Source organism: Mesorhizobium sp. B3-1-7 (assembly GCF_006439385.1).
In the GTDB taxonomy this organism is placed as follows: domain Bacteria; phylum Pseudomonadota; class Alphaproteobacteria; order Rhizobiales; family Rhizobiaceae; genus Mesorhizobium.
In genome coordinates this window covers 144,718-171,088 of record NZ_VFTL01000001.1, presented here as the reverse complement: position 1 = coordinate 171,088, position 26,371 = coordinate 144,718, and the positions used below count along the sequence as shown (strand labels likewise).

The following is a 26,371-nucleotide window of genomic DNA, read 5'->3' as shown; positions in this document are numbered from 1 at the left end:
ATCACTGCGCCAGAGGCTTGGTCCACAGCCGGCCGAACTCCGGTCGCGGCGTGTCGTCACCGCACAGCCGCAGGCAGTTCCAGGCGCTGGCCTGGTTGCTGGTGACGACCGGACGCCCGATCGCCTCTTCCATGCCGGGAACGGCGAGCGCGGCGCGCAGCGCGGTGCAGGAGACGAACAGCGCATCGGCCTGGGGATGCATGACCTTGCGCGCCATCTCGACGAGGGACACCGGCGCGATCCGAGCCATCTCGCGGTCGTCCTCGAAGCCGAGGCAAGAGAAGCTCTGGATGTCAAAGCCGTGTGACGCGAAATAGGCTGCCATCGGCCGGCTGGTCTCGACGGTGTAGGGCGTGAGGATGCTGATGCGCTTCACGCCGAAAGCGTTCAGGCCGCGTATGCCGGCCATCGGCGGGGTGACGACGGGAACGCTTGGCTTGGCCGCCTTGATGGCAGCTTCGATCTCGGCATCGCCGATCACCACGGAGGCCGAGGTGCAGGAGTAGCAGATCGCATCGAGCGGCTCGTCCGGCAGGATGAGCGCCGCGCCCGCCGAAAGCGACGGCTGCATCTTGCGCAGATTCTCCGGCGTCGTCGGATTGGCGTAGGGGATGCGCGCGACATAGACGCCGACGCGCTCGCTCGCCACCATGCGGCGGAGATCCACCTCGCTGGTGTGGTCGGTGGCCAGGACGATCAGCCCGACGCGCTTTTGCAGCGGACGCGCGTCCAGCGCGGGGCGCGCCGTTTCGAGGTGGATCTCAGGCAAAGGTTTCATGACTTTCATCTCTCGATCCTGCCGTAGCGATGCTCCAGCCAGCGCAAGAGCACGACGGAGCAGAGGCTGATGACGAGGAAGAAGGCGCCGACCAGCGTCATCGGTTCGATGTAGCGGTAATAGGTGTTGGCAACGCTCTTGGCCTGGTTCATCAGCTCCAGCACCGTGATCGCCGAAAGCAGCGGCGTCTCCTTGAACATGGCGATGAAATAGTTGGCCAAGGCCGGGATCATCGGCGGGATCGCCTGCGGCAGAATGATATGCGTCCAGGTGTGGCGGCCATTGAGATTGCAGGCCTTGGCCGCTTCCCACTGGCCGCGCGGCACATTGTCGATGCCGGCGCGATAGACTTCGGCCGTGTAGGTGCAGTAATGCAGGCCAAGCCCGATGACGCCCGCCACCAGCGGTGGCAACAGGATGCCGATATCGGGCAGCACGTAGAAGATGAAATAGAGCTGCACCAGGAGCGGCGTGCCGCGGATGAACTCGGCGAACCAGCCGACGCTGCGCGAAACGAACCGGTTCTCCGAGCGTCGCGCCAGCGCGATCCCAAGCCCCACGATCGCCGCCAGGACCGAGCCGAGCACCGTCGCCAGGATGGTGATCTTCACCCCCTGGATAAGGGTCGGCATAATCTCCCAGACGAAGTTCCAATCCCATTCCATCAGACGCGCACTCCGTCGAGGCCGCGCGCCATGCGGCGCTCCAGCGTGCGAATACCCCAGGAGATGATCAGCGCGAGGGCGAAATAGATGACCAGCACGGAGACGAAGGGCATCAGCGTGCTGCCGGTCTGCGAGCGCACCACCTGCGCCTGGAAGGTCAGGTCGGCGAGCGAGATAAGCGACACGACCGAGGTTGCCTTGAGCAGCTCGATCGCGTTGTTGCCGAAGGTCGGCAGCATGACCAGCAGCGCTTGCGGCAGGATCACATGGCGCATGCCTTGCCAACGGCCGAGATTGAGCGCCGTGCAGGCCTCATATTGCTCGCGGCCGACCGACAGTATGGCGCCGCGCACGACTTCCGCGGCATAGGCGCCGACATTCAAGCCCAGCGCCAGCACGCCGGCCTGCAGCGGCGTCAGCGACAGGCCGGCGAAAGGCAGCACGAAATAGGCCCAGAACAACTGCACGAAGATCGAGGTGCCGCGGAAGAATTCGATGTAAACGGTGGCGATCGCGCGCACGATGAAGAAGCGCGACACGCGCCCCATGCCGGCAAGGAAGGCCATGATCAGCGCAAGCACCGACCCCATCAGCGTCAGCTCGATGGTGACAAGCGCTCCTTGCAATATCAGGCCGAGATAGCCGGACCACTGGGTCATGGGGTTCCAACGTTTGCGGTTAGCTTCCTTCTCCCCGTTAACGGGGAGAAGATGCCGGTTTACCCTCCGTAGCTTCAGCGCAGCTGCTGCGTAGGACGGGTAGGCAGATGAGGGGCAGCGCGAACCTTGAAATGCTGCGCCGCCCCTCGTCCGGCTCTTCGAGCCACCTTCTCCCCGCAGGCGGGGAGAAGGCAAAAGAGCGTTTATTTCGCCGAGCAGAGCTTCTCGCGCGTCGTCGACATCGCGGCCGCGGCCGAAAAGCCGTAGGGCTCGATGATCTTGGCGAACTCGCCGGACTTCTTCATCTTGGCGAGCTCGACGTCATAGGCGTCGCGCAGCGCCTCGTCGCCCTTCTTGAAGGCGGCGCCGTCGCAATAGACCGGCGCACCGACCACCGGGGCGATGACGTCGAGGTTCGGGTCGTTGGCCTTCTTGACCAGGTCGTTGATCGAGAGCACCGGCAGCGAATAGGCATCGATGCGGCCGTCCTGCACCATCTTCAGACCGCTCTGGCCGTCCGGCACGACGATGACGCGGTCGCGCGGCACGCCGGCATTCAGCGCCAGCTTCTCCTCGGTGCCGCCGCCAGGCGCGCCGACGGTCGCCGACGTATCCTTGGCAATGTCCTCATAGCTCTTGAAGCCCTTCGGATTGCCCTTCTTCACCAGGAGCGCCTCGGCATCGCAAAGCACCGGCTCGGAATAGGCGACCGCCGCGCAGCGCTCCGGCTTCATGAACAGGCCCGCGGTGACGACGTCGAAGCGGCCCGCCTGCAGGCCGGGGATCATGGCGCCATATTCGGAGATGGAGGCCACGACATCCGCGACGCCGAGCCGCTTGAAGATCTCGCGCGCAACGTCCGGAGCCGCGCCCGAAACCTTGCCGTCGGCGGCCACCGCCGTATAGGGCGGCTCGTTGGCGATGGCGAGGCGGGCGAAGCCCTGCGCCTTCAACTGCTCGAGCTTGCTGTCGTCGGCCGAACCCGCGCTGGTGGCGGCGAGCATGGAGGTCAGCGCGAGGCCGGCGACGCCAGCCAGAATGCCAAGTTTCTTCATTGTTCCCAACTCCTTGTTTGTCTTCTTGGTTTGCCTGGTTCGGGACGGCCTTTGGCCGACCGTGGGCGGCTTACGCCGCCCGTTTGCATTGCGGTCAGACGCGATGTCCGGCCGCGATGATCTTCTTCAGGAAGCTCTGCGTTCTTTCCTGTTTGGGATGGCGGAAAATCTCATCGGGCTTGCCTTCCTCGACGATCCTGCCGCGGTCGAAGAACAGCACGCGGTCGGCGAAGTCGTGGGCGAAGCCCATCTCATGGGTGACGAGCAGCATCGTCATGTCGGTCTCGGCGGCGAGCTTGCGCATGACGTTGAGCACTTCCTCGACGAGCTCCGGGTCGAGCGCCGAGGTGACCTCGTCGAACAGCATGATCTTGGGCGACAGCGCCAGCGCCCTTGCGATCGCCACGCGCTGCTTCTGGCCGCCGGAGAGTTGCGCCGGCATCGCCTTCGCCTTGTCGGCGAGTCCGACCATGTCGAGCAGTTCCATCGCCCGCTTCTCGGCGGCGGCGCGCGCGACGCGCTTGGTCAGCATCGGCGCCAGGGTCACATTGTCCATGACGCATTTGTGCGGGAAGAGATTGAAGAGCTGGAAGACCATGCCGATCTTCTGGCGCATCCTGGCCAGATGCCGCTCGTCGGCCGGCAGCAGCTGGCCGTTGCGCTCCATGTGGTAGAGCTGCTCGCCATCGACCTGGATATGGCCGCCGTCGATCTTCTCCAGCGTCATCAGGATGCGCAGGATCGTCGTCTTGCCTGAGCCGGACGGACCGATCAGCGCCAGCTTCTCGCCCGGCATGACCTGCATCGACAGGCCGTCCAGCACCTTGAAGGCGCCGAAGCTCTTCGAAATCGCATCAACCTTGATGATGGGCGCGGGCAATCCATGTCCCCGTTCTGGAGAAGCCTATGTCCTTAACGATGCGAAACGTGCCAAATCATGTCAATTGGGAAAATAATATCATAACAATATTTCCGGCACAGCACAATTTCAGGGCAATCTTCGCTCCGCTTGTGATCAGATGGCGAGCAGGAGATGCTCCGGATCGCCGAGCAGCAGTTTGGCGACAACGCTCAGGCCCGCCCGCAGTTCCCCCTCGGTGGTCGATCCGAGCGAGATGCGCACGGCCGGATGCCAGGGCGTGTCGGCGATGCGGAACGAGGTGCCTGGCGCGATCGCCACTCCGCGCAGGCGCGCCTGCGCGACAAAGCTCTCCTCGGCGCGGTCGCCCGGCAGCTCGAGCCACAGATGCAGCCCGTCGCGATGACAGCGATAGTCGACACCCGTGAGCACTTCCGCGGCGATCTCCTGGCGGCGCCTCAGCGCGCCACGCTGCCAGTTGACCAGCTCCATCGCTGTGCCGTCGGTCACCCAGCGCGTAGCGATCTCTGCAACCATCGGCGTCGCCATCCAGTTCGAGACTAGGTGGCGGTTGGCGACGGCCGCGACATAGCGGTCCGGTACCGCGAGATAGCCGATGCGCAGGCCTGGCACGACGATTTTGGTGAAGGAGGTGACGTAGAGCGTCCGTTCCGGCGCGAAGGCGGCAACCGCCGGCGGCCTACCTTCAACCAGCGGCCCGAGCACGTCGTTCTCGATGATGGCAATGTCGTGCTTGCGCGCGACCGCCGCGATCTGCTCGCGCCTTGTGGCGTCCATCAGCGTCGCCGTCGGGTTGATCACCGACGGCTGCACGAACACAGCGCGAATGTCCGAGAGGCGGCAGGCCTCGTCGAGCGCTTCGGGGATCAGCCCGTTGCCGTCGATCGGCAGACCCTCGAGGTTGAAGCCGAGATAGCGCGCAAGCGGGATCAGCGTGTGGTGGCCGATCGCCTCGGTGGCGACCGTCGAGCCGGGCGGCGCGACGCTCATCAGCGCCACCGTCATGCCGGCAGTGGCGCCGTTGGTCAGGCTGATGTTCTGCGGCGAGGCTTCAAGGCCGCAAAGTTTCAGCCATTCGACCGCGACCGCGCGGTGGCGCGGGAAAACCATGTTCGGCCGGAACGACAGCGCCGAACTCGACGGCAGGTTCTCGGCCAGCCAGCCCAGCGCCTGCTTCAGTTTCTCCAGATGCATCGGCTCGCAGACCGGCTTCAGGATGGAGAGGTCGATGACCTCGCCTAGCCGCTCCGGGATGTAGGGCGGCTCGGGCTCGCGGCGCTGCGTCTGCACGAAACTGCCGCGGCCGACCTCGCCGGAAATCAGTCCCCGGCGAATCAACTCCTCATAGGCGCGGCTGACGGTCTGCACCGAAAGCTTCAGATCGTCCGCCAGCCGGCGATGCGTCGGCAGCCGCGTGCCGTTGGCCAGACGCCCGTCATGGATGGCGCGCGCGAACTGGTCGGCCAGCGAGAGATAGGCCGGCCGGCGGATGAGAGCAGGATCTGGCTGCCAAAATGTCATGACTTATTAGAGATCGAAATCAGTGCAATTGACAATCGAAATAATGCATCGTCATGGTGTCCGCAACGAAAGGCGGACCCGCATGGCGGCAGCGAAACTCGACCCGATCGACCTCAGGATTCTCGATGCCATCCAGCGCGACGGGCGTATCACCAAGCTCGCGCTGGCCGAGAAGGTCGGCCTGTCGCCAACGCCGTGCTGGATGCGGCTGCGCAAGCTGGAGAAGGCCGGCATCGTCTCCGGCTATCACGCCGCGATCGCCATGCGTGTCATCGCGCCGGTGGCGACGGTGCTGATGGAGGTGACCCTGGCCAATCATCGCCAGGCTGACTTCGACCGCTTCGAGCGGGTGGTGCGCGATATCCCGGAGATCGTCGCCTGCTGGTCGGTGGGCGGCGGCGTCGACTACGTGCTGAAAGTGATGGCGCGCGACATCGACGCCTATCAGCGGCTGGTCGACAGCCTGCTTGAGCGCGAGATCGGCATCGACCGCTACTTCACCTACATCGTCACCAAGACGGTCAAGGACGAGACCGTGCTGCCGGTGGCCGATCTGCTGCCGGAATAAGGGTGAGTCGGTCTCACGATCAGCGTGGAGATTAGCCGAAACGTCCGTCACTTCGTCATCCACGGGCGGAGCAAGGAGCGAAGCGACGCGGCGCAGACCCGAGGATCCATTCCGTAACGCCAAGGCGTTGCAACGGTGCAGAATTCTGCTCCGCTGCGCCCTTCGATCAAGGTCACGGAATGGATCCTCGGGTCTACGCGTCCGCTTCGCTTCCGCTCCGCCCGTGGATGACGAAGTTGTGGAGGCGGCCAATTTCACCGGTTGGTGGCATCCGGCGGCTGGTAAGCTAGAGAGATCGTCTGCTTCCGCACGCCAACAGAGATAATCTCTCTCTATCAGCCTGTCGAAACAGCCTCTTTGTCCCGATTGCACGACTAGTCTCTTCACATCGCCTCGGCACCGGGAGACCCGACTGATGTCCGCGCATTTTGCCCGCACCAACCACCATGAAGCGCTCGACCGGCTCGCCGATCGCCGGCTGTTGCGTGCGCTGGCCTATGTCGACGGCCACTGGACGGCAAGCGATGCGGCGGCAAGTTTTGAGGTTACCGATCCGGCGACCGGCGCTACCGTCGCCTTCGTGGCCGCGCTCGATGCCGCCCAGACGATGAAGGCGATCGACGCCGCGTCCCGCGCGTTGCCGGCCTGGCGCTCGGCACTGCCGCAGGAGCGCTCGAAGATCCTGCGGAAATGGTTCGATCTGATCGTCGCGGCCAAGGACGATCTGGCGCTGCTGATGACGCTCGAACAGGGCAAGCCGCTGAAGGAATCGCTCGGCGAGATCGACTACGCCGCCTCCTTCGTCGAATGGTATGCCGAGGAAGCGAAGCGCCTCAACGCCGAAAGTGTAACCAGCCATCTGCCGAATGCCGAGATGTCGGTGCGCCGCGAGCCGCTCGGTGTGGTCGGCGTCGTGACGCCGTGGAATTTTCCGTCGGCCATGCTCACCCGTAAGGCCGCCGCAGCGCTTGCCGCCGGCTGCACCATCGTGGCGCATCCGTCCTCGGAAACGCCGCTGTCGGCTTTGGCGCTGGCCGAGCTCGGTGAGCGCGCCGGGCTGCCGGCAGGCGTCTTCAACGTCGTCACCGGCGATGCGCGCACGATCGTCGCGGCGATGTGCGCCGACGCCCGCGTTCGCGCCATGAGCTTCACCGGATCGACCGAGGTCGGCCGTCTGATCGCCGCGCAGAGCGCGCCGACTATGAAACGTCTGGTGATGGAGCTCGGCGGCCATGCGCCGCTGATCGTGTTCGACGACGCCGATATCGACAGGGCCGTCACGATTGCGCTGGATGCCAAATTTGCAACGTCCGGCCAGGATTGCCTTGCCGCCAACCGCATCTATGTCCAGCGGCCGATCTATGATCGCTTCTGTGCCGCTTTTGCCCGCCGCGTCGAGCAACTCCATGTAGGTAACGGTCTATCCGCGGATGCCGATATCGGGCCTCTGATGCACGAACGTGCCGTCAAGAAAGTGGAGGAGCAAGTCGCCGATGCGCTTAACCACGGCGTGCGCTGCCTGACCGGCGGCAAGCGCCACGCTGCCGGGCCGCTGTTCTACCAGCCGACGCTGCTCGTCGACGTGCCGGACGAGGCGCTGATCATGCGCGAAGAGACCTTTGGCCCGGTCGCCGCGGTGACGCCGTTCGACGACGAGGCGGAAGTCGTCGCCCGCGCCAATGCCACGGAATATGGCCTGGTCGCCTATGTCGTCACCGAGAACGGTGGTCGCCAGGCGCGCATGGCCCGCGCCCTGGACTACGGCATGGTCGCGATCAACCGGGTCAAGATCACCGGCGCGCCGATCCCCTTCGGCGGCGTCAAGCAATCCGGCATCGGCCGCGAGGGCTCGCGCCACGGGCTCGAAGCCTTCACCGATCTGAAATACCTTTGCCTGGACGTTGCCTGAGCGCGCCGACAGGATCCGAACAAGGAGTCAAAAAAATGCTCGAACAATCCAACGAACTCTCCGCCTGGGACCGCGACCACTTCTTCCATCCCTCGACGCATATGGGCACGCATGCGCGCGGTGAATCGCCGGCCCGCATCATGGCCGGCGGCGAAGGCGTCACCGTCTGGGACAACACCGGCAAGAAGAGCATCGATGCCTTCGCCGGCCTCTATTGCGTCAATGTCGGCTATGGCCGCCAGAAGATCGCCGATGCTATCGCCGAGCAGGCCAGGAACCTCGCCTATTATCACGCTTATGTCGGGCACGGCACCGAAGCCTCGATCACGTTGGCCAAGATGATCATCGACCGCGCGCCGAAGGGCATGAACCGAGTCTATTTCGGACTCTCAGGCTCAGATGCCAATGAGACCAACATCAAGCTGATCTGGTACTACAACAATGTGCTGGGCCGGCCCGAGAAGAAGAAGATCATCTCGCGCTGGCGTGGCTATCACGGCTCGGGCGTGATGACCGGATCGCTGACCGGGCTCGAGCTGTTCCACAACGCCTTCGACCTGCCGCGCGCGCCGATCCTGCACACCGAAGCGCCCTATTATTTCCGCCGCGCCGACCGTTCGATGAGCGAGGAGCAGTTCTCGCAACATTGCGCCGACAAACTGGAGGAGATGATCCTCGCCGAAGGCCCGGACACGGTCGCGGCCTTCATCGGCGAGCCGATCCTCGGCACCGGCGGCATCGTGCCGCCGCCGGCCGGTTATTGGGAGAAGATCCAGGCCGTGCTGAACAAATACGACGTTCTGCTCGTCGCCGACGAGGTGGTGACCGGCTTCGGTCGCCTTGGCACGATGTTCGGCTCCGACCATTACGGCATCAAGCCGGACCTGATCACCATCGCAAAGGGCCTGACCTCGGCCTATGCGCCGCTGTCGGGCGTCATCGTCGCCGACAAGATGTGGCAGGTGCTGGTGCAAGGCTCCGACAAGCTCGGTTCGCTGGGCCATGGCTGGACCTATTCGGCGCATCCGATCTGCGTTGCCGCCGGTGTCGCCAATCTCGAACTGATCGACGAGATGGACCTGGTGAAGAATGCGGGCGAGACCGGCGCTTACTTCCGCGCCGAGCTCGCCAAGGCCGTCGGTGGCCACAAAAATGTCGGCGAGGTCCGCGGCGACGGCATGCTGGCGGCGATCGAGTTTGTGAAGGACCGCGACGACCGCGTCTTCTTCGATCCGGCACTCAAGGTCGGACCGCAGATCGCCACGGCGCTCGCGGCAAGTGGCGTCATCGGCCGCGCCATGCCGCAGGGCGACATCCTCGGCTTCGCCCCGCCGCTCTGCCTGACGCGCGAGGAGGCCGACATCATCGTCGCAAAGACCGCCGACGCGGTGAACAGCGTGTTTGCCAGTATCTGAGAAGCGACATCTGAGAAGTGACATGAATGCCATGACCAGAACCGTTCCCGCCACGATGGCCGCCGTGCAGCTTACGGCCCATGGCGGCCTGGAGAAACTCGTCTACCGCACCGATGTGAAGGTGCCCGCGCCGGCCGCCGGCGAGGTCCTGGTCAAGGTCAGCGCCTGCGGCATGAACAACACCGATGTCTGGGTGCGTCAGGGCGCCTATGGCACGGAGGAGGATGCGGCTGCCGTGTCGACCTGGCGCCGGCAGGGCAACACGCTCACCTTCCCGCGCATCCAGGGCACCGACACGGTCGGCGCCATCGTCGCAGTCGGCGACGGCGTGCCTGCCGACCGCATCGGCGAGCGTGTCATGGTCGACTTCTCGATCTACAATCGCGACGACGATTCGCTCGCCGACATCGACTATATGGGCCACGGCCGCGATGGCGGTTATGCCGAATACCAGGCGCTGCCGGCCGAGAACGCGCATGTTGTCGACACTGATCTGAGCGATGTCGAGCTTGCCACCTTCTGCTGCGCCTATCTCACCGGCGAGCAGATGCTGGAACGCGCCGGGCTGAAGGCCGGCGAGCGTGTGCTGGTCACCGGCGCCTCCGGCGGCGTCGGCTCCGGTATCGTGCAACTGGCAAGGGCGCGCGGCGCCATCCCTTATGCTGTCGTCGGCAAGGGCAAGGAACAGGCCGTGCTCGACATCGGCGCCGAGAAGGTGATCACGCGCGGCGTGGCCGACCTGCTCACCGCCGTCAACGAAGCGACGAATGGCCAGCCCATCGATGTGGTCGCCGACCTGGTCGGCGGCGCCATCTTCAACGACCTGCTGCGCATCCTGCGGCCTGAGGGTCGCTACACCACGGCGGGCGCCATTGCCGGACCGGTGGTGCAGCTCGATCTGCGCACCATGTATCTGAAGCAGCTGCAACTCCACGGTTCGAGCCAGGGCACGCGGGCGGATTTCCGCCGCATCGTGCGCTACATCGAGGAAAAGAAGATCAAGCCGCTGGTCGGCGGCGTTTATAAGCTGTCGGATTTCCACCGCGCCCAGACCGACTTCATGGGCAAGGACTTCGTCGGCAAGCTGGTGGTGGTGCCGGATGCGATGTGGAGCGGCGCCTGACCCGGGAAGGAGGCCGGCGTGGTCGCCCCGCCAGTCGAGCCGCCGCCGGCGTCAGGCGCCGTTGTGACCAGGCACAGCAGTGGTCGGCATCCAGGATTTCAGGCGTTCAAGCATGGGCTCCGTCAGCGGGGTGGATTTCCGCTCCGCAAGGTTGAAGAAGACCGTCTTGGCGGTGAGCTTCGCCGCGAGCTCGCCGCCATGCAGCCTGCGCATCTCGTAGTCCGTCTGGATGGACGTGCGGCCGATAGCGCGGATCGTGCCGAAGATTTCCACGATGACCCCGGACGCCACCTCGCCGACGAAGTCGATCTCGTGCCGGACGTCCGCCCATCCCCTGTCGGCCCATTCGGGCGTCGTCGGCGCCCATCCGGTCGCCTGGCCGAGCAGGATGTTGATGGCGTCGTCGAAAAAGGCGACGTAGAACCGCGTCGTCATGTGGCCCATCATGTCGCAATTCCAGGGCTGAACCACAGCTCTCGTCAGTAAGATCATTTTTGCTCCCGATAACTCGTCCGATGCGACCGCTATCTAGCGGGGATTGGTTATCTCTGGGAGAGCCAATTGATGGTTGGAGCATTGCTCGCCCCATTTTGACGGGGGCAAGTCGATTACAGTGACGGCAGGACACCCCGGATGTGGCTGGCAAACGCCTCGACGGCCGGCGACCTCGTGGTCTCGGCGAAGGCGACCAGAACGCCGAGCCGGGACAATCTCGGAAGCGGCGCGTTGAGGATGAAGAGATCCGACGGGACGGCCCTCTGCGTCATCACGCTTATCGCAAGGCCGGACCGCGCCACCGCTATCAGGCCGGTGAGGCTGTTGCTGGCATAGGATATCTTGTAGCGCAGCCCGGCGCGCGACATGGCATCGCAGGCAGCCTTGTGGTCCATCGCGTTCGATGCCGGCAGCGCCAGCGGCACGGTCTCGCCGAACTCGTGCAGCTCCAATGTCGGCTTGCTGCCGACCCAGACCATCGCTTCCGTGCGCACGACTTCCCTGGAGGCGCTCGCGTCCGGAATGGAGACCAGCGCCAGATCGACCTGGCGCGCATGCAGCAAATTGTGCAGTTCGACAGTCGGCGCCGACACGACCTTGATCTCGATGTCTGGATAAAGGCTCCCGAAGCTTCTCAAGAGCGTGGGAAAGAAAGCGCTCAAATAGTCTTCCGGGCTGCCGAAAATGATCGATCCCTGCAGGCCCTTGCCGGAGAAAGCCGAAACCGCCTCATCGTGGATTTTGAGGATACGCTCGGCATAGGCAAGGAAGCGCTCGCCGCTGCCGGTAAGGCGGACGCCGCTGCCGCTTCGATGAAACAGGCTCTGGCCGCCGAGCGCGTCTTCGAGCCGCTGTATCTGCATCGTCACCGCCGATTGCGTCCGCCCGACCTGCAGGGCGGTGGCGCTGAGCGTTCCCGAATGCGCCGCGCGGACGAAGGTCGCCAGCAATCTGAGATCGAGGGGTGCGGGCATATCAATTCCATTGATATCGGAGTCCGATATCTATCAATTTTACTGCTGTAGCGCCAGACGCTAATCTTCGGGCCTGCGTTTTGGCGAGGCTGCGAGATGTCAAGAAATCTGGATAATGCCTTCTGGTCGTCGGCGCGAAAGCACCTCATCCGATATGGCGGCGCCTTCGAGCCAGCCATCATCGAGCGGGCCGAAGGCTCGTTCGTCTACGACGCCGATGCCCGGGCCATACTCGACTTCACCTCCGGCCAGATGAGCGCGCTGCTCGGGCATGCGCATCCAAGGATCGTCGCGACGGTGCGCCGCCAGGTCGAAACGGTCGCGCATCTCTTCAGCGGCATGCTGTCCCGCCCTGTTGTCGAGCTTGCCGAGCGCCTCGCCGCGCTGGCGCCCGGCCTCGACAGAGCGCTCCTGCTTTCGACGGGGGCGGAGTCGAACGAGGCGGCCATCCGCATGGCGAAGCTGGTGACCGGCAAGCACGAGATCGTCGCGTTCTCCAAAAGCTGGCACGGCATGACCGGCGTTGCGGCTTCCGCCACCTACAGCGCCGGGCGCAAGGGCTACGGTCCCGCGGCGGTCGGCTCGATCGCGATTCCCCCGCCGAACAGCTTTCGCCCACGCTTCAAGAAAGCCGACGGCTCGCTCGACTGGGCAACCGAGCTCGACGATGCCTTCGCCCTTGTCGACAGCCAGTCGACCGGCAACCTCGCGGCCTTCATCGCCGAGCCGATCCTGTCGAGCGGCGGCATGCTGGAGCTGCCGCAGGGCTATCTCGCGGCGCTGAAGCAGAAATGCCGCGAACGCGGCATGCTGCTCATCCTCGACGAAGCGCAGACCGGCGTCGGCCGCACCGGCGACATGTTCGCCTTCCAGCGCGACGGCGTCACGCCGGACATCCTCACTCTGTCGAAGACCATCGGCGCCGGCCTACCGCTGGCGGCGGTCATGACGACGGCCGAGATCGAGGAAGCGGCGCATGAGCGGGGCTTCCTGTTCTACACCACCCATGTATCCGATCCGCTGCCGGCCGCCGTTGGCGTGACCGTGCTCGATGTCGTGGAAGAGGAGCGCCTTGTCGAGCGCGCGCGCCATCTCGGAAGAAGGCTTTTCGACGGCCTGTCCGACCTGAAGCAGCGCTTCGAGTGCATCGGCGACGTACGCGGCCGCGGCCTGATGCTGGGGGTCGAGATCGTCAAGAACGGAGAGAGCCGCGAGCCCGATCACGAGCTCGGCGCGAAAATTGCCGCGGAAGCATTCAAGCGCGGACTGAGCATGAACATCGTCAAGCTCCCCGGCATGGGCGGCGTGTTCCGCATTGCCCCGCCGCTGACGATTTCGGAAGAAGAGCTCGACCTCGGATTGCGCACGATCCGCGACGCCATCGAAGCGGTGCTGTCTGCGAGCGGCGGCCGCATGGCTGCGGAGTGACGGGCAGCGACCGATGAACGAAGCGAACATGACCGAACAGGCGCCGGGCGATGCGCCGGACCGGGACGCGATGACCGGCACCATCCGCGTGCTTGTCGCCAAGCTCGGGCTGGACGGGCACGATCGGGGCGCCAAGGTGGTCGCGCGGATCCTGCGCGATGCCGGCATGGAGGTCGTCTACACCGGCCTCTACAAGTCTCCGGACGAGGTCGTGGCGGCGGCGGTCCAGGAGGACGTCGACGTCGTCGGCGTCAGCCTCCTTTCCGGCTCCCACGTTCCGCTCTTTCGTGAATTGGGGCGCTGTCTGCGCGAGCAGAAGGCCGACCACATCTTCGTCGTCGCCGGCGGGGTCATCCCCGAGCAGGATTATGCCGCTTTGTGGGACAGCGGCGTCGACGCGATCGTGCCGCAGGAGGCGCGGGCCGAACTGATCGTGACGACGATCAGGGACCTGATCGCCGCTCGTGGCCGGGTATGACCGTCTTCACGCCCTCGAGACCCGTGAGGCGCGCGGCATACAAGCCCTCGATCGAGCTCGTGCCCGAAATCCTCGCGGGCAACGTTGCGGCCATCGCCCGCATGATCACGCGCGCCGAGGCCGGCTATCCGGAAGCAGCGCCCGCGCTGGCGGAGATCTACAGGCATACCGGCAAGGCGCATGTCGTCGGCATCACCGGCGTTCCGGGAGCCGGCAAATCCACGCTTGTGTCTTCCCTTATCCGGGCATTTGCGTCGGAGGGGCGCAAGGTCGGCGTCGTCGCCGTCGATCCGAGCAGCCCGTTCTCCGGCGGCGCGATCCTCGGTGACAGGGTGCGCATGAGCGAGGCGGCCTCGTCCTCGCAGGCCTTCGTCCGCAGCATGGCGACGCGCGGCCATCTGGGCGGCCTTGCCCGTTCGACGCTGCAGGCGGTCGACGTCCTCGACGCCGCCGGCTACTCGCCCATCATCATCGAGACCGTCGGCGTCGGCCAGGACGAGGTGGAAGTCGTGACGGCGGCGCACAGCATCGTCGTTCTTTCGGCGCCTGGCCTTGGCGACGACATACAGGCGATCAAGGCCGGCATTCTCGAAATCGCGGATATCCATGTCGTCAGCAAGGCCGACAAGCCGGAAGCGGCGGCGACCGTTTCGGCCCTGCGCGGCATGATGACCCTCGGTACCGAACGGACGGGGTCGAAATGGACGCCGCCGGTCCTGCCGGTCAGCGCGGTCTCGGGCGAGCGGATCGGCGAGCTGAAGGACGCCATCTCCAGGCACTGGTCGCATCTGCGCGACAGCGGCGAGCTGGCCGAGCGGCAGCGGGGCATTTGCCGGACGCGGATTCTCGGCGCGGCCAAATATCTTTTCCAGCGCAAGTTCGATGAGCGGGCCGGCGAGGTCGGAGAGCACATCCAGGCCGTCGTGAACAGGGACATGGACCCCGCCGGCGCGGCCCGCCTTCTGCTCGGCTGGACGAACGAGGGGCAAGCGACATGAACCTGTTCTCGCAAACCGCGATCGAGGACATCCGCGAAAAGCAGGCCGCGTGGGAGGAAAAGGAACTCGCCGCCGCGCTCGGCAGCAGGCCCGAGGAAAAGCCGGCCTACGCGACCGAATGCGGCATTCCGCTGAAGCGCGTCTACACAGCCGCCGACATCGCCGACATTCCCGCCGACGAGTTGGGTTTTCCCGGCGCCTATCCCTTCACCCGCGGAGCCTATCCGACGATGTATCGCGGCCGGCCTTGGACCATCCGGCAAGTCGCCGGCTTCGGCAATCCCGAGGCCACCAACCAGCGCTACAAATACATGATCCAGACCGGTCAGACCGGGCTCTCCACCGATTTCGACCTGCCGACGCTGCTCGGCCTGGACTCGGACGATCCGAGGGCCTTCGGCGAAGTCGGGCGCGTCGGCGTCGCCATCGACACCGTCGATGATGTCGACCGGCTGTTCGACGGAATAGATCTCGAAAAGATCTCGGTCTCGCTCACCATCAATCCGTCGGCCTGGGTGGTCTACGCCATGTATGTCTCCGTCGCTGAACGGCGCGGCTATGACCTCCACAAGCTGGCGGGCACGCTGCAGGCGGACCCGCTGAAGGAGTATGTGGCGCAGAAGGAGTGGATCTATCCGGTACGTCCCGCGGTGAGGCTGTTGCGCGACCTCATCATGTACAGCGCCAGGGCGACGCCGAAGATCAATCCGATCAGCCTCAGCGGCTATCACCTCTCGGATGTCGGCGGCAACGCGCTGCAGGAGATCGCCTTCATCATGGCCTTCACCATCGCCTATTGCGAGGAGGTCACCGGCGCCGGCATGGACATCGACGACTTCGCGCCTCGGTTGTCCTTCTTCTTCATCAGCCACCAGGACTTCTTCGAGCAGATCTGCAAGTTCAGGGCGGCAAGGCGGGTCTACGCCAAGATCATGGCGCAGCGCTTCAAGGCTAGGAAGCCGGAGTCCATGCGGCTGCGGGTGCATGTGCAGACCGCGGCGATGAGCCTGACCAAGGTCGAGCACCATAACAATCTTATGCGCACGGCCATCCAGGCGCTCGGCGCCGTGCTGGGCGGCTGCCAGAGCATGCACACCAACGGTCTCGACGAAGCCTTCGCCATCCCGACCGAAGAGGCCATGAAGCTGGCCATCCGCACCCAGCAGATCATCCGCGACGAGATCAACGTGACCTCCGTGATCGATCCGCTCGGCGGCTCCTATTTCATCGAGCGCCTCACCCGCGACATGGAGACGGAAATCTGGAAGCTGCTGGACGAAGTCGACGAGCGCGGCGGCGCCGTGAAACTGGTCGAGGACGGCTGGTTCCAGCAGAAGCTCGCGGACTCGGCTTACGTCACGTTCCAGAAGATCGATGCCGGCGAAAAGATCTCGGTCGGCGTCAACCGGTACGTCGACGAGACCAGCCGATCGGCCGAAGTGCACATCCATCCTTATGACGAAGCGTGCACGCAGTTGCAGATCGATCGCCTCCAAGCGGCGCGGGCGGACCGTGACAACGCCCGTGTCCGGCAACTGCTGAAGGAACTCGCCGAGCAGGCGAGATCCGACGACGTCAATCTTTTGCCGAAGACCATCGAGGCCGTGAAGGCGAAGGCGACGCTTGGCGAGATCTGCGCCGCGCTGCGCGAGGTCTGGGGCGCTTACGCCGAACCGATGATCGTTTGAGGAGGAACGCCAAGATGGGCGATGCCAAGATGGGCGCAGTCATTTCCAGGCACGACGGCGCAATCGCCTGGGTCAAGCTCAACCGTCCCGAACGGCTCAACGCCATGAACAGGCAGCTCGTCGACGACCTGTCCGAGGCGCTGGCGCGAGCCGAAGCGGACCCGTCGATCCGTGCCGTCATCCTGCACGGCGGAGGACGCGCCTTCTGCTCCGGCGACGACCTCAAGGATCTCGACTCCCAGACCACTTCCGAGGCCACGACGCAGGCCTGGGTGGACGCCATCCAGAACATCACTTTGCAGATCATGCAGTCGCGCAAGGTCGTGATTGCCGCGGTGCATGGCTGGTGCGTCGGCGGTGCGCTCGAATGGGCGGTGAATTGCGACTTCACGCTGTTCGCCGACAATGCGCGCTGGTTCTTTCCCGAAGTCAGCTACGGGCTGTTCGTCACAGGTGGCGTCACCGCCCTGTTGACCAAGCAGACCGGGCCGCAGGTCGCCAAGGAACTGATGATCCTGGGCGAGAAGCACGATGCCAGGAAAGCGCTCGAGGTCGGCATCGCCTGGAAACTCGTTCCCGAGGCGCAGTTGCTGGACGAGGCGGAAAAACTCGCTTTGGCGATAGCGGAGCGTCCGGAAAGCGCCGTGGCAGACATCAAGCATGCCATCAACAACGGCTTCCACTCTTCCCTTGCCGATGCGATGGCGCTCGAGACTAGGGCCACCGTGAGCGGTTTCCTCTCCCCGGATGCGCAGGCGCGGGCAAAGAATTTTTGATCCATGACCATGCTTGAACGCGCCCCTTCTTTCTACATCCCCGGCCAGCATGACGACGATCTGGAGAACCGGGTGCTGCCGAAAATCCTGCGCATGCAGGCCGAGCGCCTGGGCAACAGCCCGTTCATCGACATTTGCGGACGCTCCGCCAGCTTCGAGGAGATGCAGGTCGCTTCAGGGCGGCTGGCGCGAGGTCTTCGCGCCCTTGGCATCGGCAAGTCCGATCGTGTGGCGATGCTGTTGCCCAATTGTTTCGAGCTGGTCGCGATGTGTTTCGCGGTGTCGAGCCTGGGCGCCATCGAGGTGCCCAGCAATCCGGGCCTGAAGGGCGACCTGCTTTGCCACAATCTGAACAATTGCGGCGCCGAAGTCCTGGTCGCCGACGCCAACGCGCTTGACGAGCTCGCCAGGGTCCAGGACCGCCTGCCGGACCTGCGCACCCTCATCCTGGTCGGCGTCGATCCGAGCGAAGCCCGGGCGGCCGGCATCCGGATCGGCCGCATCGTCGGCTTCGAGGAATGCATGGCCGGGCAGCCGGATTTCGACCTCGCCGACATCCATTACTCCGACCCGATGGCGATCCTCTACACCTCGGGCACCACCGGTCCGGCCAAGGGCGCATTGATGTCCCACCATCACTGCTATTCCTGGGCGGCGGCGATGGCGCTCAATCTCGGCTACACGGCCGCCGACAGCTATTTCTCGGCATTGCCGCTGTTCCACACCGACGCGCAGATGTTCGGCGTCTACCTGCCGCTGATCTACGGCACCCGCACGACATTGGTCGACGGTTTCAGCGCCTCGCGGTTCTGGGATCAGCTACGCGAAAGCGGCGCCACGGCGACGAACCTGCTCGGCGCCATGGCGGTCATCCTGTCGCGCCAGCCGCCGTCCGATGGCGACGGCGCCAATCCGGTGCGCATATGCCAGTGCATTCCCATGGTGCCGGACAAGGAAGCGTTCGAGCGGCGCTTCGGCATGCAACTCGTCACCGGCTATGGGCAGACGGAGACAGGTTTCGTCACCCTCGACACGGTGGGGAATACGAAAGCGGGTTCCTGCGGCCGCCCGCACCCCGATTGGGAGGTGGCGATCGTCGATGAGCGGGACCGGCCCCTGCCGCATGGGTCCGTCGGCGAGATCGTATCGCGCCCGCGCAAGAATTGGAGCATGTTTTCCGGCTATTACCGGGCGGACGCCAAGACGGTGCAGACGCTTCGGAACCTCTGGTATCACTCCGGCGACGCCGGCTGCCTGGACGAGGATGGCTGGCTCTATTTCAAGCACCGGCTGAACGAGGCGATCAGGCGGCGCGGCGAGAACATCTCCGCCTACGAGGTCGAGACCGTCGCCGAAAAGCACCCCGACATCGTCGAAAGCGCCGCATTCGGCATCCCGTCGGAGTTCACCGAGGAAGACATCATGGTCGTGGCCCAGCGGCGGCCTGGCTCCACGCTGGGGGCGGCCGAACTGCTGGCCCATTTCAGGGCAATGGCGCCGCGCCACATGGTGCCGCGTTACATCGAGATCACCGACACGCCGCTTCCGCGAACGCCGACGGAAAAGATCGCCAGGACCGCGCTGCGCCAGCAGGGTGTCGGCGCCGCCACATTCGATCGGGGCGAGCGCTAGCCAGGTCGAACGCAGGCAGAAGGAGGACGGAGACCTACGCGATGCAGCGCCGGATGATCGCCCCCTGTTTCATGGACGACACGCTCGAATGCCTTCGCCGCCACAACGTCGAGGTGGAGCCTCTGCTGGCTCGCGTCGGGCTGCCGCCGGTGATTTCCGAGCCGATTTCGGCCGAACAATATGGCGCGCTCTGGCACGCCGTCGCGCAGGAGATGGATGACGAATTCTTCGGCGAAGGCGCCCGACCGATGCGGGCCGGCAGTTTCGCGCTGCTCTGCCAGGCGCTGCTCACCACCGAGACGCTGGAGCATGCCTTGCGCAGGGGCCTGCGCTTCCTGCGCGCCGTGCTCGACGATCCGCATGGCGAGCTGACCGTCGGCAACGGGCTCGCCGAAATCAGACTGAGCGATTCCGGACCGCTGCGCTCGGCCTTCGCCTATCGCACCTTCTGGATCATCGTCCACGGCGTGAACTGCTGGTTGGTGGGCCGGCGTCTCCCGATCCGCTGGGTGGATTTCAAATGCGATATCCCGCCGACGGGGAGCGACTACCGGCTGTTCTTCGGCGCGCCGGTGCGCTTCGACCAGCCCGAAAGCCGCCTCGTCTTCGACGCCGAATTCCTGAAGCTGCCGGTCATCCGCGACGCCTGCGCGCTGCGCGAATTCCTGCGCAGGGCGCCGGCCAACATTCTGGTGCGCTACCGTCATGACGAGGGGCTCTCGGCGGCCATACGCGGACGCCTGCACGCCACTGCGCCGGCGGCGTGGCCGAGCTTCGAGCGGCTTGCCGCCGGCATGCGCATGCAGGCGCCGACCTTGCGTCGTAGGCTTCAGTCCGAGGGTCAGAACTATCGCTCGATCAAGGACGAGATGCGCAGGGCCCTGGCGATGGAGGCCCTGCTCAACGGCAGCCGCAGCGTCGCCGATCTCGCCGCCGACATCGGCTTTTCCGAGCCGAGCGCATTCCACCGCGCGTTCCACAAATGGACCGGCAAGAGCCCGGCCTTGTTCCGCCGCGAGGCCTCGTCCGACGCCGATCCGCGCGACAATGCGTCCGCGAATTAGCAGGCGAGCGACGCATTCCCGAAACATTGCAAAATCGATCACAAAATCTGGGTCTTACGGTCATCGTATGCCACTTCGCTTGCAGCCAATATGCCCTGAAGACGGGGCATTTTGGGTGCGGATTGAAGGCAAGACATCTCTGGTGACGGGGCCTGCTCCGGCCTCATGTCCTGACCCGCTCGCCTGGGCCTGACCTTGCCCAACGGCAAAAACCGGCCCGCCCAATTCAAGTCAGCTCGATGCGTCGGACGTGGGCATCGCATCGAAGCCGCAACCAGTGCCCACCACGAAAATGGGAGTCTCATATGAAAAAATATCTTTTGTCGGCGGTAGCAGTGGCCGCGCTTGTCGCCTTCGCGGGCAACGCCTGGGCGGACATCGTCATCGGCGTCGCCGGGCCGATCACCGGTCCGAACGCGGCTTTCGGCGCGCAGTTCCAGAAAGGCGCCGAACAAGCGGCCGCCGACATCAACGCGGCCGGCGGCGTGCTCGGCCAGAAAATCAAGATCGAGATCGGCGACGATGTCTCCGATCCGAAGCAGGGCATTTCGGTCGCCAACAAATTCGTCGCGGACGGCGTGAAATATGTGGTCGGCCACTTCAACTCGGGCGTGTCGATCCCCGCCTCGGAAGTCTATGCCGAAAACGGCGTGCTCGAGGTATCGCCGGCATCGACCAATCCGCAATATACCGAGCGCGGCCTTTGGAACACCTTCCGCACCTGCGGCCGCGACGACCAGCAGGGCAAGGTCGCGGGCGACTATATCGCCGCGAATTTCAAGGACGCCAAGATCGCCATCGTCCACGACAAGACGCCCTACGGCCAGGGCCTCGTCGATGTCGCGAAGAAGGATCTGAACGCCGACGGCATCACCGAGGTGATGTATGAAGGCATCAATGTCGGCGACAAGGATTTCTCCGCGCTCATCGCCAAGATGAAGGCGGCCGGCGTCACGCTGATCTATTTCGGCGGTCTCCACACCGAGGCGGGCCTGATCATGCGCCAGTCGGCGGATCAGGGTCTGAAGGCGACGCTGTTCTCGGGCGACGGAATGGTCTCGAACGAGCTTGCCTCGATCGCCGGCGATTCGGTTATCGGCACCTTGAACACCTTCTCGCCGGACCCGCGGAAAAACCCCGCCGCCAAGGACATCGTCGAAAAGTTCCGTGCCTCGGGTTTCGAGCCGGAAGCCTACACGCTCTACTCCTACGCGGCGGTCCAGATCGTCGCCGCCGCGATCGACAAGGCGGGCTCGGCCGACGACGCGCAAAAGGTCGCCGCGACCATCAAGGCAGGCGGCCCGTGGAAGACGGCGATCGGCGACATCGGCTATGACGAGAAGGGCGATATCACGCGCCCCGACTATGTCATCTACGAATGGAAGAAGGGCGCGGACGGCAAGCCGACTTACGCCGAGAAATAAATGCCGCCCAGGCGGGTGAGCGTGACAGAGGATGCCCGGTCCAGACCGGGTGTTATCATCGGGATCACGCGCACTTGCCGTCGCGAATGCCGATGGCGGCGATGAAAACCGTCGTCAATTGCGGCTGGTTCGGCTTCGCTGCAGCCAGCCGTTCAACCCGTTCGGCCATGCGATGACGAAGACCGCCAGCAGCAGCCCAAGGCCGATGTTGCGGTAGTCGGACAACTCCCGCATGCCTTCGTCGGCCAGCATCAGCACGGCGGCGCCGAGCAGGGGGCCCCATATCGAGCCGAGGCCGCCGATGACGATCATCGCGATCAGGAACAGCAGCGTCGAGAAGGAAAAGACCGTCGGGCCGACGACGCGGAAATGGATGGCGTAGAAGCCGCCGGCGATGCCGGTGAAGAAGGCGGAGACCGCGAAGATCCACAGCTGGTATTTGAAACGGCTGATGCCGCGCGACATGGCGTAGCCCGGATTGTCGCGTAAGGCCCGGAATGCCAGGCCGAGCGGTCCCCGGATGACGACGATCGAAATCGTCACCGCGACCGCCAGCAGCGCGAGCCCGACATAATAGTGGGCGATGTACCATTTCGACGGGAACAGCGCGCGCAGGCCGATATCGCCGAACTGGCCGATGCCGCGCACGCCGCCGAACAGCGGCATGCAGCCGCCGACGGTGGTGAAGCAGTCGGTGTCGTTGACGATGAGCACATACATGACCTGCGCGATCGCCAGCGTCAGCAGCGCCACGTAGGGGCCGCGCAGGCGCAGGCAGGCGAGGCCGATCAGCAGGCCCATCGCGACGGTAATGACACCCGCCATCGGGATGGCGGCAAGCATGGGCACCTTCCAGTAAAAGCCCAGCATCGCCGTGGCGTAGGCGCCGGTGGCGAACAGCGCCATCTGCGCCAGCGAGAAGATGCCGCCTATGCCGAGCACGAGGTTCCACTGCACCACGACGATCGCCCAGATGAAGAACAGCGTCGACTGGGTGATGACGTAGCGCCCGGGCATGGCGAGCGGCAGCGCGATGGCGAAAGCCAGGCAGATAATACCGATCAGGATGTCGCGGCGGATCGATGTCATAGGCGCACCACCTGCTGTTTGCCGAACAGGCCGTAGGGCCGCCAGATGAGCACGAGGATGACGAGAAGCAGCAAGGTGGCGAAGCTCCAGCGCACGCCGAGCACATATTGGGTGGCGGCCTCGAGCAGCCCAAGCGCGATCGCCGCGATCACGGCGCCGTAGACATTGCCCAACCCCGCGACCACGCAGACGATGAAGGCTTTCAGCATCGGGTCGCCGCCCATCACCGGCGTCAGCGTGGCGATCGAGCTGATCAAGATGCCGGAAACGGCGGCGAGCGCGCCGGAGAGCGCCAGCACCTGCGCATAGACGCGGCCGACCCTGACGCCCATAAGCTGCGCCGCTTCGCGGTTCATCGAGGTGGCGCGGATGGCGCGGCCGGCGCTGGTGCGCTGCAGGAGGATTGCCACCGCCACCATCAGCACGATGGCGACGCCGAGGATGAAGACGTTCTGCAGCGGTATGTGCACATTGCCGATGACGACCTGGCCGCCAACCGCGAGCGGCTGCGGGATCGGATAGGGTCCAAAACCCTTCAGCATCAGGTTCTCGATGACGCTGCCGATGCCGATCGTGGCGATGAAGATGTTGGTCTCGAAATTCTCGGCCCTGAGCAACGGCAGCGCCGCGCTGAAATAGATCAGCAGCCCGACCAGCGCGCAGACGAATGCTGCGGCAAGAAGCGCGAGCACCGGATGCAGGCCGGCATGGACGATGGCCGCGTAGCAGATATAGCCGCCGAGCGTCAGGATGGCACCGTGCGCCATGTTGAGCATGTTGAGCGAGCCGTAGACCAGCGACAGGCCGATGGTGGCGACCGCGTACATGGCGCCGAGCGTCAGGCCGGAAGCGACGATCTGGATCAGGACGTCCATCGCTCACACTCCGAGATAGGTTTCGACGATTTCCGGGCGCGCCATCAGTTCCGCGCCCAGGCCCGACCAGGCGATGCGGCCATTGTCGAGCAGGTGGATCATGTCGGCATGCTCGGCGATCCGCTCGGCGTTCTCCTCGACCAGAAGAATGGTGCGGCCCTCGCGTCTTAGGTTGAAGATGACCTCGTAGATCTGCTCGATGACGATCGGCGCCAGTCCCAGCGAGGGCTCGTCAAGCATCAGCACCTCGCCGCCCGCCATCAAGCCGCGGCCGATGCCGCACATGCGCCGCTCCCCGCCTGAAAGCGTGCCGGCGGTCTGGTTGCGACGCTCCTTCAGCTTGGGCAGCAGCGCAAAGACGAAGTCGAGCCGCTCGGCCAGTCCGCCGCTGTTGGCGTAGGCGCCCATCAGCAGGTTCTCGTGCACGGTCATCGCCGGAAAGAGCAGGTCGCCCTGCGGAACCTGGATGACGCCGCGTTCGACGATCTGATCGGGGCGCAGGCGGTCGATGCGCAGGCCGTCGAGGCGGATCTCGCCCGACGTCACCGGCACCAGTCCGGAAATCGCCTTGAGCAGGGTGCTCTTGCCATGGCCGTTGGGGCCGACAATGGCGGTGAGCTCGCCCTTCCTTGCCGACAATTTGATGGCGTCGAGCACGATGCGGCCGGCATAGCCGGCGCTGGCGTCGACGATCTCGAGCGCCGCCTCAGCCATGCGTGGTTTCCATGAAGGAGCGCAGCCGCTCGGAGGCGCCCTGGCCGAGATAGACGTCGACGACGGTGCGGTCGTCGAGAAGCTTTGTCGGCAGGCCTTCGAAAATCTTTTCGCCGTGATGCATGATCATGATGCGGTCGGAGAGGCGTACCAGGAAGCGCATCACATGCTCGATGAGGATGATGGTGACGCCCGCCGCCTTGATGGCGCGCACTGCGTCCATCACACGGTCGACCTCGCGTGCGGTCAGGCCGCCGACGGGCTCGTCCATGAGAAGCAGTTTCGGCTTCGTCGCCATGGCGCTCGCCATCATCAAGAGCTTGCGGTCAAGCACCGGCAGCTTGCCGGTGACCTTGTCGGCGCAGTCGGCGATGCCCAGTATTTCAAGCGCGGCATCGGCGGCCTCATGCGCCGCGCGGCCGGCGCGCAGCGTCGGCACGGCCCGGTTGCTGCGGCCGAAATAGGCGCCGACCAGCACGTTCTCGCGCGCGGTCATGCTGTCGAAGCCGGCATTGAGCTGGAAGGTTCGGGCAACGCCGGCATGGCAGATCTGCTCGGGCGCATGCCCGGTGATGTCCTGGCCGTCGAGCACGATCGCGCCGGTGGTGGCCGGGTTCAGCCCCGATATCACCTCGAACAGCGTCGTCTTGCCGGCGCCGTTCGGTCCGCCGATGCCGAGGATTTCTCCAGCCCCGACATCGAAGGACAGATCGCGGACCGCCGCCAGCGCGCCGAAGGACTTGCCGACATGCCTGCACGACAGCAATGGCGTCGCGGCGGCGTCTCCCGTCATCCGGCTAGGCCTTGATCCATGGCGGCATCATGAACTTGGCCGTGCCGTAAGGTGCCGGCGCGATCAGGCCGGGACCCTTGGTGTAGTCCTGGATCTGCAGGAATTGATGCGGCATGCCGAGCGATGAATCGTTGACCTGGGTCGGATAGGTGTAGGCGGCGTTTTCGAGCGGCATGAAACGGGTCGTGCCGGTGACGCCGCGCCATATCATCGTGCTCATCCGGGCCGCGACCTTGCGGTTCTGGTCGTTGTTGCCGGGTTCGCCCGTGCCGCCGGCAAGCGCCGCGGCAGTCGCCCAGACATAGGCGCCGTCATAGGGCTGCGCGCCGGAATTGTGGCCTGCGTTCGGGCCGAACTTTTCCTTGTAGCGCTTCTCGAAGGCGGTGCCGATCTCGTCCTGCAGTGCGCCGACGACGGTCGCGTAGATGATGCCGTTGGCCGCCTGCTTGGCGATATCGCGGAAGGCCGGGATCGACGGGCCGTATTGCATATAGACCAGGCTCGGCGTCGGGTTGGAGGCGAACTGCAGCGCGAACTGCCCGAGATCGGCAGGCAGGAAGTGGGTGATGCAGATCACCGCTGGCGGATCCTGGCGGATCTTGGCCAGCGTCGGTCCCCATTCCGAAGCGGGCACGCTGACGGTCTCGAACAGGCTTATGTCCCAACCATAGCTCTTGGCCTGTTCCTTGACGGCGTTGGCGATGTTGGAGGCATAGACGCCGGCCGACAGGATCACCGCCATCTTGTTGTTCTTGCGCTTCCACTCGCCGTTCTCCTCCAGTCCCTGCAGGAACTTCAGGAAGCCGGGACCGTACCAGTATTCGGCCGGATCGCCCTGGAACGAGCCCCAGTAGCGGTCCGGGTTGGACTTCACCAGATTGTTGTGGCCGATCGTGGTGTCGTAGTGGACGTAGATGATGCCGTTGTCGGCGGCGACCTCCTGGATCGCGGCGCCCGAGCCGATATTGTAGCCGTTGAGGATGGCGTGCACGCCATGCCGGTCGACGAGGCGCTGCGCCGCCTGCACGTTGGTGGCGTCGCCCATCTGCCCGGTGTCCTCGAAGGAAGGTTCGAGCGGCCGGCCAAGGATGCCGCCCAGCGCGTTGATCTCCTCGCAGGCGAGCGTCAGGCCGTTCTTGAACTCTATCCCGTCGGGCGCGGCGAAGTCGGTGGTCGGCCCGCACTGGCCGACCGGGATCGGGTCGCCTTCGGCGCGCGCCTCGTTGTTCATCGCAAGCAGCATGGCCGGCATGCCGGTCAGCGTCGCGGCGGTCGCAAGTCCGCCCTTGATCAGGAAGTTGCGGCGAGAGCCGGCAACCACATTCGGCGTGGTGAGTTTCGAACTGCGCTTCATCTCGATTCCCCTTATA

The 26,371-nt window shown here is 64.9% G+C and carries 25 protein-coding genes; 12 read left to right on the top strand and 13 right to left on the bottom strand.

Translation table 11 applies throughout. The annotated features are described in order from the left end of the window. Nucleotide 1 precedes the first annotated feature (1 nt). The 6 genes from eutA to FJ417_RS00770 form a co-directional block, all read right to left on the bottom strand. Nucleotides 2-778, bottom strand: a complete 777-nt coding sequence (eutA, locus tag FJ417_RS00795; protein WP_140782257.1) for an ectoine utilization protein EutA — start codon at nt 776-778, stop codon at nt 2-4. Nucleotides 779-783: 5 nt separating this feature from the next. Then, nucleotides 784-1,443, bottom strand: coding sequence for an ectoine/hydroxyectoine ABC transporter permease subunit EhuD (gene ehuD / locus FJ417_RS00790; RefSeq protein ID WP_140782135.1), 660 nt, complete (start codon nt 1,441-1,443; stop codon nt 784-786). Then, nucleotides 1,443-2,102 carry an ectoine/hydroxyectoine ABC transporter permease subunit EhuC gene (gene ehuC, locus FJ417_RS00785; protein ID WP_140782134.1) on the bottom strand — a complete coding sequence of 220 codons (660 nt, stop codon included), beginning with the start codon at nt 2,100-2,102 and terminating at the stop codon, nt 1,443-1,445. The genes ehuD and ehuC overlap by 1 nt, the downstream gene beginning before the upstream one ends. Before the next feature lie 203 nt (nt 2,103-2,305). Beyond that, complete coding sequence (ehuB, locus tag FJ417_RS00780; protein WP_140643249.1) at nt 2,306-3,157, bottom strand: ectoine/hydroxyectoine ABC transporter substrate-binding protein EhuB; 852 nt, start codon at nt 3,155-3,157, stop codon at nt 2,306-2,308. Nucleotides 3,158-3,251: 94 nt separating this feature from the next. Then, a complete protein-coding gene (ehuA, locus tag FJ417_RS00775; RefSeq protein WP_140654674.1) occupies nt 3,252-4,037 on the bottom strand; it encodes an ectoine/hydroxyectoine ABC transporter ATP-binding protein EhuA in 786 nt (261 codons plus the stop codon). Between the two features lie 135 nt (nt 4,038-4,172). Further along, nucleotides 4,173-5,558 (bottom strand): PLP-dependent aminotransferase family protein, encoded by a 1,386-nt coding sequence (locus tag FJ417_RS00770; RefSeq protein WP_140782133.1) that lies wholly within the window; start codon nt 5,556-5,558, stop codon nt 4,173-4,175. Nucleotides 5,559-5,640: 82 nt separating this feature from the next. On the opposite strand from FJ417_RS00770, the gene FJ417_RS00765 reads away from it, so the two are divergent. The 4 genes from FJ417_RS00765 (at nt 5,641) to FJ417_RS00750 (ending at nt 10,573) form a co-directional block, all read left to right on the top strand. Then, entirely contained in the window at nt 5,641-6,126 is a 486-nt protein-coding gene (locus tag FJ417_RS00765; RefSeq protein ID WP_140782132.1) for an Lrp/AsnC family transcriptional regulator, read from the top strand. 415 nt (nt 6,127-6,541) lie between these two features. Continuing rightward, nucleotides 6,542-8,035: an NAD-dependent succinate-semialdehyde dehydrogenase gene (locus FJ417_RS00760; RefSeq protein ID WP_140782131.1), complete on the top strand. Its 1,494-nt coding sequence runs from the start codon at nt 6,542-6,544 to the stop codon at nt 8,033-8,035. A 35-nt stretch (nt 8,036-8,070) separates the two neighbouring features. Further along, nucleotides 8,071-9,450: an aspartate aminotransferase family protein gene (locus FJ417_RS00755; RefSeq protein WP_140782130.1), complete on the top strand. Its 1,380-nt coding sequence runs from the start codon at nt 8,071-8,073 to the stop codon at nt 9,448-9,450. Between the two features lie 22 nt (nt 9,451-9,472). Further along, complete coding sequence (locus FJ417_RS00750; protein ID WP_140782129.1) at nt 9,473-10,573, top strand: alcohol dehydrogenase family protein; 1,101 nt, start codon at nt 9,473-9,475, stop codon at nt 10,571-10,573. 51 nt (nt 10,574-10,624) lie between these two features. On the opposite strand, the gene FJ417_RS00745 is transcribed toward FJ417_RS00750, so the two are convergent. Both FJ417_RS00745 and FJ417_RS00740 read right to left on the bottom strand, forming a co-directional pair. After that, entirely contained in the window at nt 10,625-11,065 is a 441-nt protein-coding gene (locus FJ417_RS00745; protein ID WP_140782128.1) for an acyl-CoA thioesterase, read from the bottom strand. Between the two features lie 116 nt (nt 11,066-11,181). Next, nucleotides 11,182-12,042: a LysR family transcriptional regulator gene (locus FJ417_RS00740; RefSeq protein WP_140782127.1), complete on the bottom strand. Its 861-nt coding sequence runs from the start codon at nt 12,040-12,042 to the stop codon at nt 11,182-11,184. Nucleotides 12,043-12,138: 96 nt separating this feature from the next. Between FJ417_RS00740 and FJ417_RS00735 the strand changes: the two genes are divergently transcribed. From FJ417_RS00735 to FJ417_RS00700, 8 genes are all read left to right on the top strand, one after another. Continuing rightward, the gene (locus FJ417_RS00735; RefSeq protein WP_140782126.1) at nt 12,139-13,470 is read left to right on the top strand and encodes an aspartate aminotransferase family protein; all 1,332 of its coding nucleotides are present in this window, start codon (nt 12,139-12,141) and stop codon (nt 13,468-13,470) included. A 70-nt stretch (nt 13,471-13,540) separates the two neighbouring features. Continuing rightward, nucleotides 13,541-13,948, top strand: a complete 408-nt coding sequence (locus FJ417_RS00730; RefSeq protein ID WP_181183132.1) for a cobalamin B12-binding domain-containing protein — start codon at nt 13,541-13,543, stop codon at nt 13,946-13,948. A 23-nt stretch (nt 13,949-13,971) separates the two neighbouring features. Further along, nucleotides 13,972-14,946: a methylmalonyl Co-A mutase-associated GTPase MeaB gene (gene meaB, locus FJ417_RS00725; RefSeq protein WP_246687370.1), complete on the top strand. Its 975-nt coding sequence runs from the start codon at nt 13,972-13,974 to the stop codon at nt 14,944-14,946. Beyond that, entirely contained in the window at nt 14,943-16,634 is a 1,692-nt protein-coding gene (locus FJ417_RS00720; protein ID WP_140782124.1) for a methylmalonyl-CoA mutase family protein, read from the top strand. Before meaB ends, FJ417_RS00720 begins: the two co-directional genes overlap by 4 nt. Before the next feature lie 14 nt (nt 16,635-16,648). Further along, complete coding sequence (locus FJ417_RS00715; protein ID WP_246687369.1) at nt 16,649-17,410, top strand: enoyl-CoA hydratase/isomerase family protein; 762 nt, start codon at nt 16,649-16,651, stop codon at nt 17,408-17,410. A 3-nt stretch (nt 17,411-17,413) separates the two neighbouring features. After that, nucleotides 17,414-19,042 carry an AMP-binding protein gene (locus FJ417_RS00710; protein WP_140782123.1) on the top strand — a complete coding sequence of 543 codons (1,629 nt, stop codon included), beginning with the start codon at nt 17,414-17,416 and terminating at the stop codon, nt 19,040-19,042. 41 nt (nt 19,043-19,083) lie between these two features. Continuing rightward, nucleotides 19,084-20,106: an AraC family transcriptional regulator gene (locus FJ417_RS00705; protein WP_140654692.1), complete on the top strand. Its 1,023-nt coding sequence runs from the start codon at nt 19,084-19,086 to the stop codon at nt 20,104-20,106. 305 nt (nt 20,107-20,411) lie between these two features. Continuing rightward, nucleotides 20,412-21,530 (top strand): branched-chain amino acid ABC transporter substrate-binding protein, encoded by a 1,119-nt coding sequence (locus FJ417_RS00700; RefSeq protein ID WP_140706217.1) that lies wholly within the window; start codon nt 20,412-20,414, stop codon nt 21,528-21,530. Between the two features lie 114 nt (nt 21,531-21,644). Here FJ417_RS00700 and FJ417_RS00695 read toward each other — a convergent pair whose 3' ends face one another. The 5 genes from FJ417_RS00695 to FJ417_RS00675 are packed head-to-tail and all read right to left on the bottom strand — an operon-like array spanning nt 21,645 to nt 26,355. Further along, nucleotides 21,645-22,619, bottom strand: coding sequence for a branched-chain amino acid ABC transporter permease (locus FJ417_RS00695; RefSeq protein ID WP_140643218.1), 975 nt, complete (start codon nt 22,617-22,619; stop codon nt 21,645-21,647). Beyond that, nucleotides 22,616-23,494: a branched-chain amino acid ABC transporter permease gene (locus FJ417_RS00690; RefSeq protein WP_140706215.1), complete on the bottom strand. Its 879-nt coding sequence runs from the start codon at nt 23,492-23,494 to the stop codon at nt 22,616-22,618. The genes FJ417_RS00695 and FJ417_RS00690 overlap by 4 nt, the downstream gene beginning before the upstream one ends. 3 nt (nt 23,495-23,497) lie before the next feature. Continuing rightward, the gene (locus tag FJ417_RS00685; RefSeq protein WP_140654700.1) at nt 23,498-24,208 is read right to left on the bottom strand and encodes an ABC transporter ATP-binding protein; all 711 of its coding nucleotides are present in this window, start codon (nt 24,206-24,208) and stop codon (nt 23,498-23,500) included. After that, the gene (locus tag FJ417_RS00680) at nt 24,201-25,001 is read right to left on the bottom strand and encodes an ABC transporter ATP-binding protein (RefSeq protein WP_140706213.1); all 801 of its coding nucleotides are present in this window, start codon (nt 24,999-25,001) and stop codon (nt 24,201-24,203) included. The genes FJ417_RS00685 and FJ417_RS00680 overlap by 8 nt, the downstream gene beginning before the upstream one ends. A gap of 4 nt (nt 25,002-25,005) precedes the next feature. Next, nucleotides 25,006-26,355 carry an ABC transporter substrate-binding protein gene (locus FJ417_RS00675; protein ID WP_246680633.1) on the bottom strand — a complete coding sequence of 450 codons (1,350 nt, stop codon included), beginning with the start codon at nt 26,353-26,355 and terminating at the stop codon, nt 25,006-25,008. Between the last annotated feature and the right edge of the window lie 16 nt (nt 26,356-26,371).